The following is a 14,527-nucleotide window of genomic DNA, read 5'->3' as shown; positions in this document are numbered from 1 at the left end:
CCCCGGTAGCGTGCCCGGGGTGAGCGCCCGCCCCCTCCACGACCCGGCCGTCCGGGGTTTCGCCAGCGACAACGCCGCCGGCATGCACCCCGAGGTCCTCGAAGCCCTCGTCGCCGCGAACGGCGGCCACGTCGCCAGCTACGGCGGCGATCCCTACACCGCGGCCCTCACCGGTGCGCTGCGCGAGCACTTCGGGGCCGGGACGCGCAGCGCCGTCGTCCTCACCGGGACCGGCGCGAACGTCGTGGCCCTGCAGGCGCTGACCCGGCGCTGGGAGTCGGTGCTGGCCTCGGACCAGGCGCACGTCCTGCACGACGAGGCCGGTGGCCTCGAGCACGTCGGCGGCGTGAAGGTCATCGCGCTGCCCACGGTCGACGGGCTCGTCGACCCCGCCGACGTCGAGCGGGCGGTCGCGGCGGCGGACAACCCGATGCGCGCGCCCGTGGGGGCGCTCACGCTGACCCAGAGCACCGAGCTGGGCACCACCTACCCGGTGGAGCTGCTGCGCGACCTCGTCCGCGTCAGCCACGGGCTCGGCGTCCGGGTGCACGTCGACGGGGCCCGGCTGTCGAACGCGGCCGTCTCCCTCGGCGCCGGGTTCGCGGACCTGACCACCGGGCTCGGCGTCGACGCGGTCTCCCTGGGGGGGACGAAGAACGGCGGCGGCTTCGCCGAGGTCGTCGTGGTGCGCGAGGAGGCGACGGCGCAGGCGCTGCACCGGCTCGTGAAACCCTCCATGCAGCAGTCCTCCAAGACGCGGTTCGTCTCGGCGCAGCTGCTCGCGCTGTTCGGCACGGACCTGTGGCGCCGCACGGCCGGGGCCGCGAACGCGGCGGCGGCCGACCTGGCCGCGGCGGTGCGGTCCGCGGGGGTCCGCACGACCCGGCCGGTGCAGGCCAACGCCGTGTTCGCCGAGCTGCCCCCGCAGGTCGCCGCCCGCGCGGCGGCGCGCGTCCCGTTCCACGTGTGGGACCCCGCGTACTCGCCGGCCACCGTCGAGGTGCGGCTCGTCGCGAGCTTCGACACGACGGCCGCCGACGTCGAGGGCTTCGCCGCGGTGCTGCGCGAGGAGCTGGCCCGTGGCTGAGATCCGTTCCGACACCGTCCTGCCCGCCCGCCGGGAGGAGATCGAGCTGCACACCGCCGACGGCGTGACCCTCGTCGGCGAGCTCGCGCTGCCGGCCGAGGAGGACCCCGTCGCGACGCTGGTGACGCTGCACCCGCTGCCCACCAGCGGGGGCTTCATGGACAGCCACGTGCTGCGCAAGGCCGCCAACCGGTTGCCGGCGCTGGCCGACCTGGCCGTGCTGCGGTTCAACACCCGGGGGACGACCTCACCGCGGGGGACGAGCGGGGGGACCTTCGACGCCGGGCGCGCCGAGCGCTTCGACGTCGCCGCGGCGCTGGAGTTCGCCGAGTTCCACGACCTGCCGCACGTCTGGCTGCTCGGCTGGTCCTTCGGGACGGACCTGGCGCTCGTGCACGGCCGGGACCCCTCGGTGGAGGGGGTGATCCTGCTGTCGCCGCCGCTGCGGTGGTCCACCGAGGACGACCTGCGCGCCTGGGCGGAGTTCGGCCGTCCCGTCACCGCCCTCGTCCCGGAGTTCGACGACTTCCTGCGCCCGGCGGAGGCCGTGCGGCGGTTCGCCCCGCTGACCCAGTGCGAGGTCGTGCCCGTCGAGGGCGCCAAGCACCTGTGGGTCGGCGAGAACTCGGTCCGGCGCGTCCTCGACGAGGTGGTCGCGCGGGTCAACCCCGCGCGATCACCCCTGCCGACGGACTACTGAGCCGCCTCGACGACCTCGACCTGACGCAGGTCGACCTCCCCCTCGGCGGGGCGGGCGGGCAGCTTCGGCGCCAGGCCGAGCAGCCCGCGCAGGTCGTCGAGCTGGTCGGTGATCTGGTCGCGCTGGTTCATCAGCTCGTCGACCTCGCTCTGCGCGCTCGCGCGGGACCGCTCGGCCTGCTCGCGGGCCGTCTCGACCATCGCCTGCGCGCGGGCGCGGGCGTCGGCGAGCAGCTCGTCGGACTCCCGGCGGGCCGTCTCGGCGCGCAGCGCGGCCTGCGCGATCGCGTCGGCCTGGATGGCCTCGGCCGCCGCCACGGCCTGCTGGGCGCGCTCCTCGGCCTCGGCCGCCCGCTGCTCGGCCTCGGCGATGCGGGCCGCGGTGCGGGCCGCGGCGACCTCCAGGCGCTGCCGGTCCTCCTCGGCGGCCTGCTCCCGGGCGGCGGCCAGCGCGAGCTCCTGCTCGCGGACCCGGGCGTCGGTGGAGGAGCGCAGCTCGATGACCTCGCGCTCGGCCTGGCTGCGCTGGGCCGCGACCTGCCGCTCGGTGGCCGCGATCAGCTCGGCGCTCTCGTGCTGCGCGCTCGCGGTGAGCTGCTCGGCCTGGCGGTGCGCCGCGGCGGTGAGCTCGGCGGCGGTGCGCTGGGCGGCGTCGACCATGCCGTCGGCCTGGTGCTTGGCGCGCGCGACGATCTCCTCGGCGTCGCGGCTGGCCTCCCCGGTGCGCCGGCGGGCGTCCTCGTCGGCCTGCGCGCGCGTGGCGGCGGCCTCGGCGCGGGCCTCCTCGCGCAACCGGTCGGCGTCGCGGCGGGCCGAGCGCAGGATCTCCGAGGACTGGTCCTCGGCCAGGCGCAGCAGCTTCTCCATCCGCGCCCCGAGACCCGCGTAGGAGGGTTTCTCGTGCTCGCGCAGCTCCTTGTGCGCCTCGGCGAGCTTCTCCTCGGCCTGGCGCAGCTCGTGGTCGCGCTGCGCGACCCGGGCACGGGCCTCCGCCAGCGCGTCGTCGAGGTGCTTCAGGCGCGCTTCGACCTGGCTGCGTTCGTAGCCGCGGACGACGATGCTGAACGCGTCGTGGGAGTCGGTGGACACCGGCTGACCTCCGGTGGGACGAGATGGCGGGTACGGACTGACCGCAGCGTAGCCGCGCGGCCCCCGCCGGTCCGGTCGGACACGGTGACGGAGTAGCTTCGCTGCGTGATCGTCGCCTTCTCCGTCGCCCCCTCCGGTGGCCCGGCCCCCGTGGGGGGCGAGCCCGACTCGGTCAGCGCGGCCGTCGCGGACGCCGTGCTCGTCGTGCGCTCCAGCGGGCTGCCGCACCGGACCGACTCGATGTTCACCACCGTCGAGGGCAGCTGGGACGAGTGCATGGACGTCGTGCGCCGGGCCACCGAGGCCGTCGGCCGGCACGGCTCGCGGGTCTCCCTGGTCCTCAAGGCGGACATCCGCCCGGGCCGCACGGGGGAGATGGAGGGCAAGCTCGAACGCCTCGAGGCGGCCGTGGAACGGGCGCAGGGGGAGGCCGGCCGGGGTCAGTGACCCCGGCCGGCGCCGCTCACCGCCGCCGGCGCGCGAGGACCCCGTCCACGCTGAAGCGGCCGGCGCCCACCAGGCAGAACGCCAGCCCGACGGCGGCGAACAGCAGCGCGTTCTCGCCGTTGACCTGACCCTGGACGAGGAACCCGTCCGGGGCGTGGGCCAGCAGCCACACGCCGGCCATCTGCACCAGCAGCAGCCCACCGGCCGCGCGGGTCGCCAGGCCGGCGATCAGCAGCGTCCCCAGGCCGACCTCGCCGAGGATCACCAGCCAGCCGGCGAGGTCGGGGGCGGGGACGCCCAGGGAGGCGGCCATGCCGGTGGCCCCGGCGGGGTTGGACAGCTTGGGGACGCCGTGCACCAGCAGCAGCGCCCCGGTGGCCAGGCGCAGGGCCAGCAGGCCGAGCGAGGCGGCCGGGGTGGCGCGGGTGACCCGGGGGAGGTCGTCGGCCGTGCGGGTGGGGGCGCTCGTCGCGCCGGGCAGGTTGCTCATGGGGTCGGTCCTCTGCGTCGGGAGGGAACCGCCGGTGCGGCGGCTCTTCTGGCGGGGACGGAGGGCGAGCGGGACTCGCCTGCACCCCCTCCACGACGCCGGGGCACGCCCGGTTCACCCGTTCGGCGTGTCCTGCACCACACCGGGCACCGGCAGCCGTCCCGCGAGCGCGCAGCGTCACGACGGGGCGGGGACGGTCGGCGCACGCCCTAGGGTGGCCGTCGGCCCGCCCCCAGCCCCGACGGAAGGACCGAGACGTTGAGACGCCTGGTCGCCTGGCTGCTGCTGGCCGGTGGACTGCTGGCCGCCCTGGCCGGCGCCGCCCTGCTCACCGTCCTGGCGCCGCCGGACCGCATCGAGGTCGACGCCCGCGTGGACGACCCCGGCGTCGCCGTGGTCACCGCCCCCGGCCTGCTCGACCTGTCCGGCCCCGACGCCACCGTCAGCGCCACCGCCGGGGACGGCGGGGACGTCTTCGTCGCCGTCGGCCGCGCGCAGGACGTCACCGCCTGGCTCGGCGACGCCCGGCGCACCACCGTCACGGCCGTCACCGGCAGCCTGTCCGACCCCGTGGCCGACACCCGCACGACCGGGACGGGCACGGCCGCGGACCCGCGCGCCGCCGACGTGTGGCTGGCCACCGCCACCGGGGAGGGGACCGCCCGGCTCACCTGGCCCACCGCCTCCGACGACGACCTCCGCGACGCCGGCGGGGTCGTCGCGCTGGTGGCCACCGACGGGGTCGCGGACGCCCCGGCCTCGGTGCGGCTCGGCTGGGCCGCGCAGGGCCGGTCCGCGACCCACCCGGCCGGGCTCCCGCTCGTCGTCGCCGGTGGCGTGCTCGTCGTCCTGGGCGCCCTCGGGATCCTGCTGACCCCCCGCCGGCCCACCAGGAGGCACGCGTGAACCGCCGTCCCCGGGTCCTCGCCCCGGCCGCCGCCACCGCCGTCGCCGCACTGCTGCTCGCCGGCTGCGCCCAGCTGCCCACCGCCACCGCCCCGGCGGCGACGGGGCGCGAGCCGCTGGCCGTCCAGCCCGTCCAGGCCGGGCGCGTCGTCGAGGCCGCCAACGCCGTCCTGCGCGCCGGCGCCGACCCCGCCACCACCGACCCCGCCGCCCTGGCCGCGCGGGTCAGCGGCCCCGAGCTGCGGCTGCGGACCGCCGCCCACACCATCGCCGCCGCCGGTGCCACCCCGCCGCCCACCGGGGGCGCCGACGAGCTGGAGGCCATCGCCTCCGTCCTGCCCCGCCAGAGCGGGTTCCCCCGCTGGTTCGCGACCGTCACCGCGCCCGGGGCCGACCAGGCCCCCTCGCTGGTCGTGCTGCGCACGGCCTCGGCGCGCGAGCCCTACACGGTCTGGGCCACCCCCACCCTGCTGCCCGGCGCCTCCCTGCCGACGCTGGCCGCCCCCGCCGACGGCGTCGCCGTCGTGGCCCCCGACGAGGACACCAACCTCCCGCTGGCCCCGCAGGCCCTCGCCGAGCACTACGCCGACGTCCTGACGGCCGGCACCGCCAGCGAGCACGCCGCCGAGTTCACCGCCGACGCCTACCGCAGCGGGGTGGAGTCGGCCACGGCCGCCGAGCAGGCCGCGCTGGCCGCCGCGGGCGGCACCTACACCCAGGAGCGCTCGCTGCTGCCCGACGGCGTCCTGGCCGTGCGCACCCGCGACGGCGGGGCGCTCGTCGTGGCGGCGTACTCCTGGTCGGCCACGGTGGCCGGTCCCGCGGGCGGCCTGGCGGGCCGCCTGGACCCCGCGCTGGCCGCGCTGGCCGGGACGGCCGACGCGCTGAGCGTCACCGTCACCCGCGAGGAGGTCGTCGTCCTCGCCGTCCCGCCGGGCTCCGGGCAGGTCGCCGCGGTGGCCGCCCAGAGCGGCCCGGTCTCGGTCGCGGTCGGCTGAGTGAGCGGCGCGACCCTCGTGAGAAGGTGACCGGCATGACTCCCCAGCCGACGCCTCCGAGCTCCCCGCTGAACCTGCGTGGAGCCGTGGATCTCGGTGCCCTCGCGGCCCGCAACACCCGTCGTGAGGAGGTCGCCCGGCGCGCGGCGACCGACCCCGACGCCGCGGGGGCGCGGTCCCCGTTCGTGGTCGACGTGACCGAGGAGACGTTCGCCGAGCTCGTCCAGGGGTCGGTCCAGGTGCCCCTCGTGCTGGACCTGTGGGCCGAGGGCTACGACACCGGGGCCGAGGCCCTGCAGGCCCTCGCCGACGAGTACGCCGGGGCGTTCCTGCTCGGGCGCATCGACGCCCAGGCCGAACCGCAGCTCGCGCAGTCGCTCGTGCAGTCGCTGCAGGCCCGCGCGATCCCGCTGGTCGCGGCCATCGTCAAGGGGCAGCCGCTGCCGCTGTTCACCGGCTCCTACCCCTCGGCCGAGGAGATCCGCCCGATCCTGGAGGAGGTCCTCAGGGTCGCCGAGGCCAACGGGGTGACCGGTCGCGTCGAGGGTGCCGTCGAGGCCGCCGAACCGGCCGCCGCGCCGGTGCCGCCGCTGCACGCCGAGGCGCTGGCCGCCGTCGACGCCGGCGACTTCGACGCCGCCGCCGCGGCCTGGAACAAGGCGCTGGCGCAGGACCCGCGCGACACCGCCGCCACCGAGGGCCTGGCCCGCGTCGGCGTGCTGCGCCGCGTCGCCGGGGTCGACCCGGCGCAGGCCCGGGCCGCCGCGGCCGCCGCCCCGGACGACGTCGCCGCCCAGATCGTCGTCGCCGACCTCGACCTCGTCGGCGGTCACGTCGAGGACGCGTTCAACCGGCTGCTCGGCCTGGTGCAGCGCACGGCCGGGGACGACCGCGACGCCGCCCGCACCCACCTCGTCGACCTGTTCGCCGTCGTGGGGACCACCGACCCGCGCACCGTCAAGGCCCGGCAGGCCCTCACCCGCGCCCTGTTCTGAGGTTCCCGGCCGGGTCCACCACGGCGACCCGGCCGGCCTCCAGCGCGACGCGGACGCGGCCGTCGGCGTCGCGGCACGGCCCGTGCGGACCCCGCCGCGAACGCGAGCTCCTCGCAGGTGCCGTCGGCGGCGACGGGCACGAGGCCGTCGCGCCCCCAGCACGTGACGAACGTGCCCCCGCGCGTCGGTGAGCACGGCGTGCGGTCGTGGGGCCGGGCCCGGCAGCGCGGTCCGGCGCACCGTCCCGTCCGGGTCGCGGATCCCCAGCGTGCCGCTGGTGATCTCGGCCCAGCGCAGGCCGTGCGCGTCGGCGGCGATCCCCACCGGGCCGTGGCCCCCGCCCAGGGGGACCAGCTCGGGGTCCGCCCCCGGCGGCAGCGCGCTCAGGTGCAGACCGGTGCCGTCCACGACCTCCACGACGTCCGCGACGTCCACGACGTCGCCGAGGCGGTGAACCGCAGACCGCCGGGCGTGACCGCGAGGCCGTGGGGGTCCGTCCCGTCCGGGCACGCGACGCCGCGCACCGTGCCGTCGGCCGCGACGGAGCTGAGGACGCCCTCACCCCGGCTGACGTGGACGGCCCCCTCGCCGGCGACCACCAGCACCGGCCGGGACCCCTCGCCGAGCGGCAGCGGGCCGACCAGCCTCACGCCGCACCGCCCAGGTCGAGCACGTCCCCGCGGAACGTGCGGCGGAACCGGCGATCGTGGCTGACGACGACGACCGCGCCGGCGAACCCGTCGACGGCCTCCTGCAGCTCCTCGACCAGCTGGGGGGCGAGGTGGTTCGTCGGCTCGTCCAGCAGCAGCACGTCGTGCCGGCCGGCGAGCAGGCGGGCGACGTCGAGCCGTCGCCGCCCCCCGGTGGACAGCTTCCCGACGGCGACCCCGAGGCGCTCGCGGTCGAACAGCCCGGTGCGCAGCAGCGCGCGGGCGTGGTCGTCGGCGCTGCCGGGCCGGCCGGCGGCGAAGGCCGCCAGGACGGTGCGGCCGAGGTCGTCGGTGGCCGGGTCCTGCCGCAGCAGCCCGATCCGCCCGCGGCGCCGGACGGTGCCGGTGTCCGGGCGCAGGGCGCCGGCCAGCACCTCCAGCAGCGTGGACTTGCCGGTCCCGTTCGGCCCCACCACCAGCAGGCGGCCGGTGGGGCCGAGGTGCAGGTCCACCGGGGCGAGCCGGCCGTCCACCGAGACCCCCTCGGCGTGCAGCGACCCCCGTCGCCCGGAGGCGCCCGGCGGCGCGGTGAACCGCAGCGGTTCCGGCGGGCGCGGCACCTCCGCCTCCTGCAGCCGCCGCAGCTTCTCGGCGTTGGCGCGGACGCGGGAGGCCAGCGACTCCTGGACCCGTCCGCCCTTGTAGTCGTACTGCATCTTGTCGTTGTCCCGGCGGGCCCGCGCGTGGTTGACGGCGCGGGCCTGCTGGTCCCCGGTGGTGTCCAGGCGCTCCACCTCGCTCTCCCACTGCGCGCGCGCCTGCTCCCAGCGGCGGCGCTCGGCGGCCTTGGCCCGCAGGTACTCCCCGTAGGGGCCGGGGTAGCGGGCCACCCCGTGCTCGTGGTGCGGGTCGACCTCGACGAGCTCGTGGGCCACGGCGTCGAGGAAGTCGCGGTCGTGGGAGACGACGACGGTGGTGCCCGCGCGCGAGCGCAGGTGCGCCTGCAACCACCGCGCCGCGTCGTCGTCGAGGTGGTTGGTCGGCTCGTCCAGCAGCAGCACCTCCGGGGCGGCGGCCAGCAGCGCGGCCAGGTGCAGCCGGGAACGCTGACCGCCGGACAGGGTGGCGACCTCCCGGCCGCGCTCCGGCGACGGCAGCCCCAGCCCGGCGAGGGACTGCTCCAGCCGCGCGTCGGCGCCGTACCCGTCGCGCAGCTCGTAGGCGGTCTGCACGTCGCCGTACTCGGCGAGGGCGGCTTCCGGGTCCGGTCCCTGCATCCGGTCCTCGAGGTCGCGCAGGCGCTGCTCCAGGGCGCGCAGGTCGGCGAAGGCGGCGTCCAGGACGGCGCCGACGGTGGTGCGCGACGGTGCCCCGGCGTCCTGCGGCAGGTAGCCGACGCCGCCGGCGGCGACGGCGACGACGCGACCGGTCTCGACGGGTTCGGCCCCGGCCAGGACGCGCAGCAGCGTCGACTTGCCGCAGCCGTTCTCGCCGATGACGCCGGTGACGACACCGGGGGTGAAGGCGACGGTGACGCCGGTCAGGACCAGCACGTGGTCGTAGCCCTTGGAGACGCCGCGCAGGGCGAGGGAGGTGGTGGTCCGGGCGGTGGTGTGGACGGGCATGCGGGTTCCTCACGTGACGTACGCCGAGTGGACCCGCGCTCGCGCAGGAGCGGGGTCCGGGGGATCGGGGCACGTCAGATGAGCACCGCAGCGGCTCCTCGGTCGGGGGCAGGACCCCACGAGCGTGCGTCCGCCGTCCGCGCCCCCGCAAGCCCTTTTCGCGGCACCGAGTCCTAGAGTCGGCCCCGTGAGCACCGAGGCCACCGTCCGAGAAGTCCCCCTGCCCCGCAGCGCGCCGTCGTCCCGGGGCGTCGACGCCCGCGGTGTCGCCGCGTTCGTGGACGCCCTGGAGAACACCCCCGGGGTGGAACCGCACAGCCTGGTCGTCCTGCGCCACGGCGACGTCGTGGCCGAGGGCTGGTGGGCGCCGTTCCGCCCCGACCGCCCGCACCTGCTGTACTCGCTGTCGAAGAGCTTCACGTCCACGGCGCTGGGGTTCGCCGTCGCCGAGGGCCTGGTCGACCTGGACGCGACGGTGCTGTCGTACTTCCCCGAGCTCGACGCCGAGGTCACCGACGACCGGTCCCGCCGCACCCTCGTGCGGCACGTCGCGGCCATGGCCAGCGGTCACCGCGAGGAGACCCTCGACCGGGCGGTGGCCGACCCCGGCGGGGACGTCGTCGCGGGTTTCCTGAGGATCCGTCCCGACGCCGAACCGGGGACCCTGTTCTGCTACAACCAGCCCTGCACGTTCGCCCTCTCGGCGATCGTGCAGCGCGCCGCCGGGCAGGGGTTGCTGAAGTTCCTGCGCCCCAGGCTGTTCGAGCCCCTGGGGGTCGACCCCGCGAACCTCGGGTGGCTGCGGGACGGCCGCGACCGCGAACTCGGGTGGTCCGGTTTCCACGCCCCCACCGAACTCGTCGCCAAGCTCGGGCAGCTGTACCTGCAGAACGGTTCCTGGGACGGCCGGCAGCTCCTGCCGCCGGCGTGGGTCGCCGAGGCGACCCGGTCGCACATCGACAACGCGAGCTTCAACGACAACCCCGACTGGCAGCAGGGCTACGGTTTCCAGTTCTGGGTCGCCCGGCACGGCTACCGCGGCGACGGCGCCTACGGGCAGTTCTGCGTCGTGCTGCCCGAGCAGGACGCCGTCGTGGCGATCACCTCGCAGAGCCCGGACATGCAGGCCGTCCTCGACGCGGCCTGGGAGCACCTGCTGCCCGCGCTGTCCGGGGAGCTGCCCGCCGACGCCGCGGACCACGACGCGGCGCTCGCGGCCCGGCTGGGGTCGCTGGCGCTGGCCCCGCTGGAGGGCCCGCCGGTCGCCGACGGGGAGTTCGCCCCCGCGCCCGGCAGCCGGCCCGCCTCGCTCACCGCGGTCCGCGTCGCCGGGGGGGAACTGGTCCTGCGCGACTCCGGGGACGAGCTGCGCGCCGCGATCGGGAACGGGACCTGGGCCGATTCGGGTCCGCTGTCGGTCAGCGGGGCCGGGACGCGGGTCGACGTCCGGTTCGCCGAGACCCCGCACCTGCTGCACCTGGACCTCGCCGACGGGGTGTTCACCGGCCGCTGGCAGACCGAGCCGCTGCACGCCCCGGCGTTGTCGACCCTGCGCCGGCCGGAGTGATCGTCCACCGGGGCCCCGACCTGGACCGGGCCGCCGTCGCGCGGATCGCGGCCGGGGCGCCGGTGGAACTCGCCCCCGGGCTGCTGGAGACGGTCGCCGCGTCCCGGCTCGCGCTGCTCGCGGCCCTGGGCGGCGCGGGCCCGGTGTACGGGGTGACGACGGGGATGGGGGCGATGGCCGGGGTCGCCCTGGACGCGCGGGCCCGCGCCGCGCACCAGGAGAACCTCGTCGTGGGCCGGGCCGTCGGGTCCGCGCCGTGGCTGTCGGTGGAGCAGTCCCGCGCGGTGCTCGCCGTCCGGTTGCGCACGTTCCTGCACCCGGAGGCGGGGGTCTCCCCGGAGCTGTGCCTGCGGCTGGCGGACCTGCTGAACCGGCGCGTCCATCCGCGGGTCCCGTGGCGCGGCAACGGGTCGGCCGGGGAGATCCTCGCGCTCGCGCACGTCGGGGCGGTGCTGCTGGGCGGGGCGGACACCCTGGACGGGAACTCGGCCGGGCCCGCGGGGTTCGGGGCGAAGGAGGGCGTCGCCGTCCTGGAGGGGGTCCCGGTCGCGACGGCGCTGGCCACCTTGCAGGTGGGGGAGGCCGACCTCCTGCTGGACCAGGCGCAGGCGGTGCTGGCGGCGACGTCGGAGGTGCTGCGGGCCAGCCCGGACCCGGTGCGCGAGGGCGTGGCCCGGGCCGACGGGTCCCTGGCCGCGGTGCACGCGCGGGTGCGGGCCCTGCGCCCGGCCCCGGGGGTGACCGGGTTGCAGGCGCCGGTGTCGGTGCGGGTCGCGCCCGCCGCGCTGGCCCTGGCCCGTCGCCGGGTGCGGGAGCTGGCGGCGGCGGCCGACCGCGCCCTGGAGGGCGTCACCGACTCCCCGGCGTTCCTGGAGGGGCGGTTCGTCGGGACGGCGGGTTTCGCGGGCACCGAGCTGGCGGCCGACTCCGACGCCCTCGGTGCGGCGCTGCTGCACCTGGCCGACACCGGCGTGGCCCGCACCCACCGGGCGCTGGACGCTCGCCTGACGGGCCTGCCGCCGCAGCTGTCGCCCGAACCGGGCGTCCAGGCGGGCCTGGTGGCGGTGCACAAGCGGGCGGTGGGGGTGGTGCACCGGCTGCGCCGGTTCGCGGTCCCGGCCGCCGTCGGGGCGGTGGAGACGTCGCTGGGGCAGGAGGACGTCCAGAGCTTCGGGCTGGAGTCGGCCGAGGCGCTGGCCGAGGTGCTCGCGGGGCTGCGGGAGGTGCTGGCGGTCGAGCTGCTGGCGGTGCACCGGGCCCGGCTGCTGCGCGGCGGGCTCGCGGGTCTGGCCCCGGAGCTGGTCGCCGCGCTGGACGAGGTGGCCGGGGTGCTGGGCGACGACGTGCGCGACCGGCCCTACGGCCGCGACGTGGAGGCCGTCGCCGACCTGCTGCGCGCGGGGTGGTCGGCGCCCGGCTGAGGAGCGGCGGTGGACCGGCGCACGACGAGGTGCGGGCGGAACACGACCGGCTCGGGGGCCGGGCCGTCCTCGCCGCGGGCGTCGAGGGCGAGCAGTTGCCGCACGGCCGCGGCGACGATGGCGTCCTCGTCCCAGGAGACGGTGGTGAGCGCGGGGGCCACCAGGGCCGCGAGCTGGTGGTCGTCGAACCCGACGACGGAGACGTCGCCGGGGATGCGCAGCCCGAGGTCGGCGGCGGCGCGGTAGACGCCGAAGGCCAGGGAGTCGGACAGGCAGAAGACCGCGGTGGGCCGGTCGCGGCCGGACAGGAGCCCGGCCGCCGCCTCGGCCGCACCGGCGGGGGAGGCCGGGGCGGGGACGACGAGCAGGTCGACGCCCAGCGGGGCGGCCAGCTCCACGGCCAGCAGCTCCGACGGGCGTCCGGGGGTGGTCGGCAGCGACGGGGTCAGCAGGGCGACGCGGCGGTGGCCCAGGCCGTGCAGGTGGTCCAGCACCGAGGCGATGCCGAAGCGGTTGTCGAAGAGCACGGCCCCGCTGCCGGGCCGGGCGGTGAGGGCGTCGCCGAGGGAGACGACGGCGGTGGAGGGCGTCAGCAGCCGCCAGTAGTCGGCCGACGGGTCGACGGGGGAGACCAGGGCGCCGTCGACGCGCTGGGCGGCGAACCGCTCGACGACGCGCCGCTCGGCGTGGGGGTCGGCGTCGGCGTCGGCGATGGTCGCGTCCTTGTCGAGGGTGCGCAGCGCGCGGGTGAGCTGCACGGACAGGTCCTGCTGCCACAGGTCGCGCAGCGAGCCGCTGATGCCGACGGTGCCGGTGCGGCCGCTGGCCAGGGCCCGGGCGATGGGGTCGACGCGGTAGCCGAGCTGGTCGGCGAGGGCCTGGACGCGTTCGATGGTGGCGGCCGAGCCGCGGGTGCCGCGCAGCGCGTAGGAGGTGGCGGCCAGCGACAGGCCGGCGGCGTCGGCCACGTCCTGCAGCGTCCGGCGGGTCCCCCTCGGCACGGCTGCACAGTAGCCCGCGGCGGCGCGGCCGGTTTGACGACTCGGCCGTGAAGCGCTTCACTCAACGGTGAAGCGCTTCACGAGAGGAGGTCGCCGTGCGGACCGACTGCCACCAGCACCTGTGGCCCCCCGAGCTCCTCGACGCCCTGCGCGCCCGCCGCGAACCGCCGCTCCTGCGCGGCTGGACCCTGCACCTGCCCGGCGAGCCCCCGTGCCGGATCGACCCCGCCGCCCACGACGTCGAGGCCCGCCGCGCCCGCGAGCGCGCCGACGGCACCGGCCGCGCCCTCGTCTCGCTGTCGTCCCCGCTCGGCCTGGAGCACCTGCCCGGCGAGGACGCCGAACCCCTGCTCGAGGCCTGGCACGACGGCGCCGCGCGCCTGGGCGCCCCGTTCGGCGTGTGGGCCGCCGCGGGCGTCACCGACCTCGACCCCGTCGCCCTGGGCAAGACCCTCCGGCGCGAGGAGGTCGTCGGGCTGCAGCTGCCCGCCACCGCGCTGGCCGACCCGCGCGCCGTCGAGCGCCTCGGCCCCCTGCTGGCCGAGTGCGAGGACGCCGACCGGCCCGTCCTCGTGCACCCCGGCCCCGCCGGCGCCGGCCACGACGTCCCCGGCTGGTGGCCCGCGCTGGTGCCCTACGTGCAGCAGCTGCACGCCGCCTGGCTCGCCTGGCACGTCGCCGGCCGCGCCGGCCACCCCCGGCTGCGGATCGCCTTCGTCGCCCTGGCCGGGCTGGCCCCCCTGCACCACGAGCGGCTCAGCGCCCGCGGCGGCGCGCTGGGCCGCCTCGACCCCGGCGTCCACTACGAGACGAGCTCCTACGGCCCCCGCGCGATCGACGCCGTCGTCCGCGTCGTCGGCGTCGACCCCGTCGTCCTGGGCACCGACCGCCCCTACGCCGAGGCGTTCGACGCCACCGGCCTGCCCGGGTTCGGGGCCGCCTTCGCCCACGCCCTGACCGTCGCCAACCCCACCCACCTCCTCGAAGGGAGCCGACCGTGACGATCGCACCGCAGACCCCGGGACTGCCCGAGGCCCCCGGCCGGACCCTGAGCCCGCGCGAGCTGAAGGACTGGGTCGACGAGGCCGCCCGGAACCCCGGGGCGTGGGAGCACCTGGTCCGGCACGACACCGGCGGACGGCACTTCGCCAGCCTGTACCGCGACGGCGACCTCGACGTCTGGGTGCTGTGCTGGAACACCGCCGACGACACCGGCTGGCACGACCACGACACCTCCGCCGGTGCCGTCGCCGTCACCCGCGGGGCCGTCACCGAGGCCAACCCCCGGATGGGCGGCGACCCCGTGGTCCGCACCGTCGCGGCCGGGCGGTCGTTCGCCTTCGGCCCCGACCACATCCACCGCATGAGCGGCGCCGTCGACGGGTCGGTCTCGATCCACGCCTACTCCCCGCCGCTGTGGCGGATGGGGCAGTACTCGATCAGCCCCTCGGGGGTGATGCGGCGGCTGTCGGTCAGCTACGCCGACGAGCTGCGCCCGCTGGGGGAGTAGCCGGTCGCGGGGGTTCGGATCGTTGGACCCGCGCTCTCGATC

General features: G+C 77.5%; 15 protein-coding genes. 10 read left to right on the top strand and 5 right to left on the bottom strand.

What is annotated here, in order from left to right:
• Positions 1 to 19 precede the first annotated feature (19 nt).
• A complete protein-coding gene (locus tag ACRYRX_RS09505; RefSeq protein ID WP_432511615.1) occupies positions 20 to 1,087 on the top strand; it encodes a threonine aldolase family protein in 1,068 nt (355 codons plus the stop codon).
• Positions 1,080 to 1,787: an alpha/beta hydrolase gene (locus ACRYRX_RS09500; RefSeq protein ID WP_432511614.1), complete on the top strand. Its 708-nt coding sequence runs from the start codon at positions 1,080 to 1,082 to the stop codon at positions 1,785 to 1,787. The genes ACRYRX_RS09505 and ACRYRX_RS09500 overlap by 8 nt, the downstream gene beginning before the upstream one ends.
• Here ACRYRX_RS09500 and ACRYRX_RS09495 read toward each other — a convergent pair.
• A complete protein-coding gene (locus ACRYRX_RS09495) occupies positions 1,781 to 2,875 on the bottom strand; it encodes a coiled-coil domain-containing protein (protein WP_432511613.1) in 1,095 nt (364 codons plus the stop codon). The genes ACRYRX_RS09500 and ACRYRX_RS09495 overlap by 7 nt on opposite strands.
• A gap of 105 nt (positions 2,876 to 2,980) precedes the next feature.
• On the opposite strand from ACRYRX_RS09495, the gene ACRYRX_RS09490 reads away from it, so the two are divergent.
• Positions 2,981 to 3,322: a thiamine-binding protein gene (locus ACRYRX_RS09490; RefSeq protein ID WP_432511612.1), complete on the top strand. Its 342-nt coding sequence runs from the start codon at positions 2,981 to 2,983 to the stop codon at positions 3,320 to 3,322.
• A gap of 16 nt (positions 3,323 to 3,338) precedes the next feature.
• On the opposite strand, the gene ACRYRX_RS09485 is transcribed toward ACRYRX_RS09490, so the two are convergent.
• The gene (locus ACRYRX_RS09485) at positions 3,339 to 3,812 is read right to left on the bottom strand and encodes a DoxX family protein (protein WP_432511611.1); all 474 of its coding nucleotides are present in this window, start codon (positions 3,810 to 3,812) and stop codon (positions 3,339 to 3,341) included.
• 258 nt (positions 3,813 to 4,070) lie between these two features.
• On the opposite strand from ACRYRX_RS09485, the gene ACRYRX_RS09480 reads away from it, so the two are divergent.
• Genes ACRYRX_RS09480 through ACRYRX_RS09470 form a run of 3 tightly spaced genes read left to right on the top strand, consistent with a single transcriptional unit; the run spans position 4,071 to position 6,711 of the window.
• Positions 4,071 to 4,718, top strand: coding sequence for a hypothetical protein (locus tag ACRYRX_RS09480; protein WP_432511610.1), 648 nt, complete (start codon positions 4,071 to 4,073; stop codon positions 4,716 to 4,718).
• On the top strand, positions 4,715 to 5,716 hold the full coding sequence (locus ACRYRX_RS09475; protein ID WP_432511609.1) for a hypothetical protein: 1,002 nt from the start codon (positions 4,715 to 4,717) through the stop codon (positions 5,714 to 5,716). Before ACRYRX_RS09480 ends, ACRYRX_RS09475 begins: the two co-directional genes overlap by 4 nt.
• 35 nt (positions 5,717 to 5,751) lie before the next feature.
• Entirely contained in the window at positions 5,752 to 6,711 is a 960-nt protein-coding gene (locus ACRYRX_RS09470; protein ID WP_432511608.1) for a co-chaperone YbbN, read from the top strand.
• A gap of 383 nt (positions 6,712 to 7,094) precedes the next feature.
• Here the strand turns inward: ACRYRX_RS09470 and ACRYRX_RS09465 are convergent, their stop codons facing one another.
• Both ACRYRX_RS09465 and ACRYRX_RS09460 read right to left on the bottom strand, forming a co-directional pair.
• Positions 7,095 to 7,361, bottom strand: a complete 267-nt coding sequence (locus ACRYRX_RS09465) for a hypothetical protein (RefSeq protein ID WP_432511607.1) — start codon at positions 7,359 to 7,361, stop codon at positions 7,095 to 7,097.
• Positions 7,358 to 8,986 (bottom strand): ABC-F family ATP-binding cassette domain-containing protein, encoded by a 1,629-nt coding sequence (locus ACRYRX_RS09460; protein WP_432511606.1) that lies wholly within the window; start codon positions 8,984 to 8,986, stop codon positions 7,358 to 7,360. Before ACRYRX_RS09460 ends, ACRYRX_RS09465 begins: the two co-directional genes overlap by 4 nt.
• A gap of 187 nt (positions 8,987 to 9,173) precedes the next feature.
• Here ACRYRX_RS09460 and ACRYRX_RS09455 point away from each other — a divergent pair, with 187 nt between their 5' ends.
• Positions 9,174 to 10,553: a serine hydrolase domain-containing protein gene (locus ACRYRX_RS09455; protein WP_432511605.1), complete on the top strand. Its 1,380-nt coding sequence runs from the start codon at positions 9,174 to 9,176 to the stop codon at positions 10,551 to 10,553.
• Positions 10,550 to 11,974, top strand: coding sequence for an aromatic amino acid lyase (locus ACRYRX_RS09450; protein WP_432511604.1), 1,425 nt, complete (start codon positions 10,550 to 10,552; stop codon positions 11,972 to 11,974). Before ACRYRX_RS09455 ends, ACRYRX_RS09450 begins: the two co-directional genes overlap by 4 nt.
• On the opposite strand, the gene ACRYRX_RS09445 is transcribed toward ACRYRX_RS09450, so the two are convergent.
• On the bottom strand, positions 11,911 to 12,975 hold the full coding sequence (locus tag ACRYRX_RS09445; RefSeq protein WP_432511603.1) for a LacI family DNA-binding transcriptional regulator: 1,065 nt from the start codon (positions 12,973 to 12,975) through the stop codon (positions 11,911 to 11,913). The genes ACRYRX_RS09450 and ACRYRX_RS09445 overlap by 64 nt on opposite strands.
• 95 nt (positions 12,976 to 13,070) lie before the next feature.
• Here ACRYRX_RS09445 and ACRYRX_RS09440 point away from each other — a divergent pair, with 95 nt between their 5' ends.
• Together ACRYRX_RS09440 and ACRYRX_RS09435 are read left to right on the top strand one after the other, a co-directional pair.
• Positions 13,071 to 13,976: an amidohydrolase family protein gene (locus tag ACRYRX_RS09440; protein ID WP_432511602.1), complete on the top strand. Its 906-nt coding sequence runs from the start codon at positions 13,071 to 13,073 to the stop codon at positions 13,974 to 13,976.
• Positions 13,973 to 14,485 (top strand): cysteine dioxygenase, encoded by a 513-nt coding sequence (locus tag ACRYRX_RS09435; protein WP_432511601.1) that lies wholly within the window; start codon positions 13,973 to 13,975, stop codon positions 14,483 to 14,485. Before ACRYRX_RS09440 ends, ACRYRX_RS09435 begins: the two co-directional genes overlap by 4 nt.
• Positions 14,486 to 14,527 lie beyond the last annotated feature (42 nt).

The organism is Kineococcus lubricus (assembly GCF_050871965.1).
Lineage (GTDB): Bacteria > Actinomycetota > Actinomycetes > Actinomycetales > Kineococcaceae > Kineococcus.
This window is presented reverse-complemented; position numbering and strand designations above follow the sequence as displayed.

Bases quoted from the DNA above. Each gene is read 5' to 3' on its own strand.
- ACRYRX_RS09460 (WP_432511606.1), bottom strand. From the start codon at position 8,986: ATGCCCGTCCACACCACCGCCCGGACCACCACCTCCCTCGCCCTGCGC.
- ACRYRX_RS09470 (WP_432511608.1), top strand. From the start codon at position 5,752: ATGACTCCCCAGCCGACGCCTCCGAGCTCCCCGCTGAACCTGCGTGGA.
- ACRYRX_RS09485 (WP_432511611.1), bottom strand. From the start codon at position 3,812: ATGAGCAACCTGCCCGGCGCGACGAGCGCCCCCACCCGCACGGCCGAC.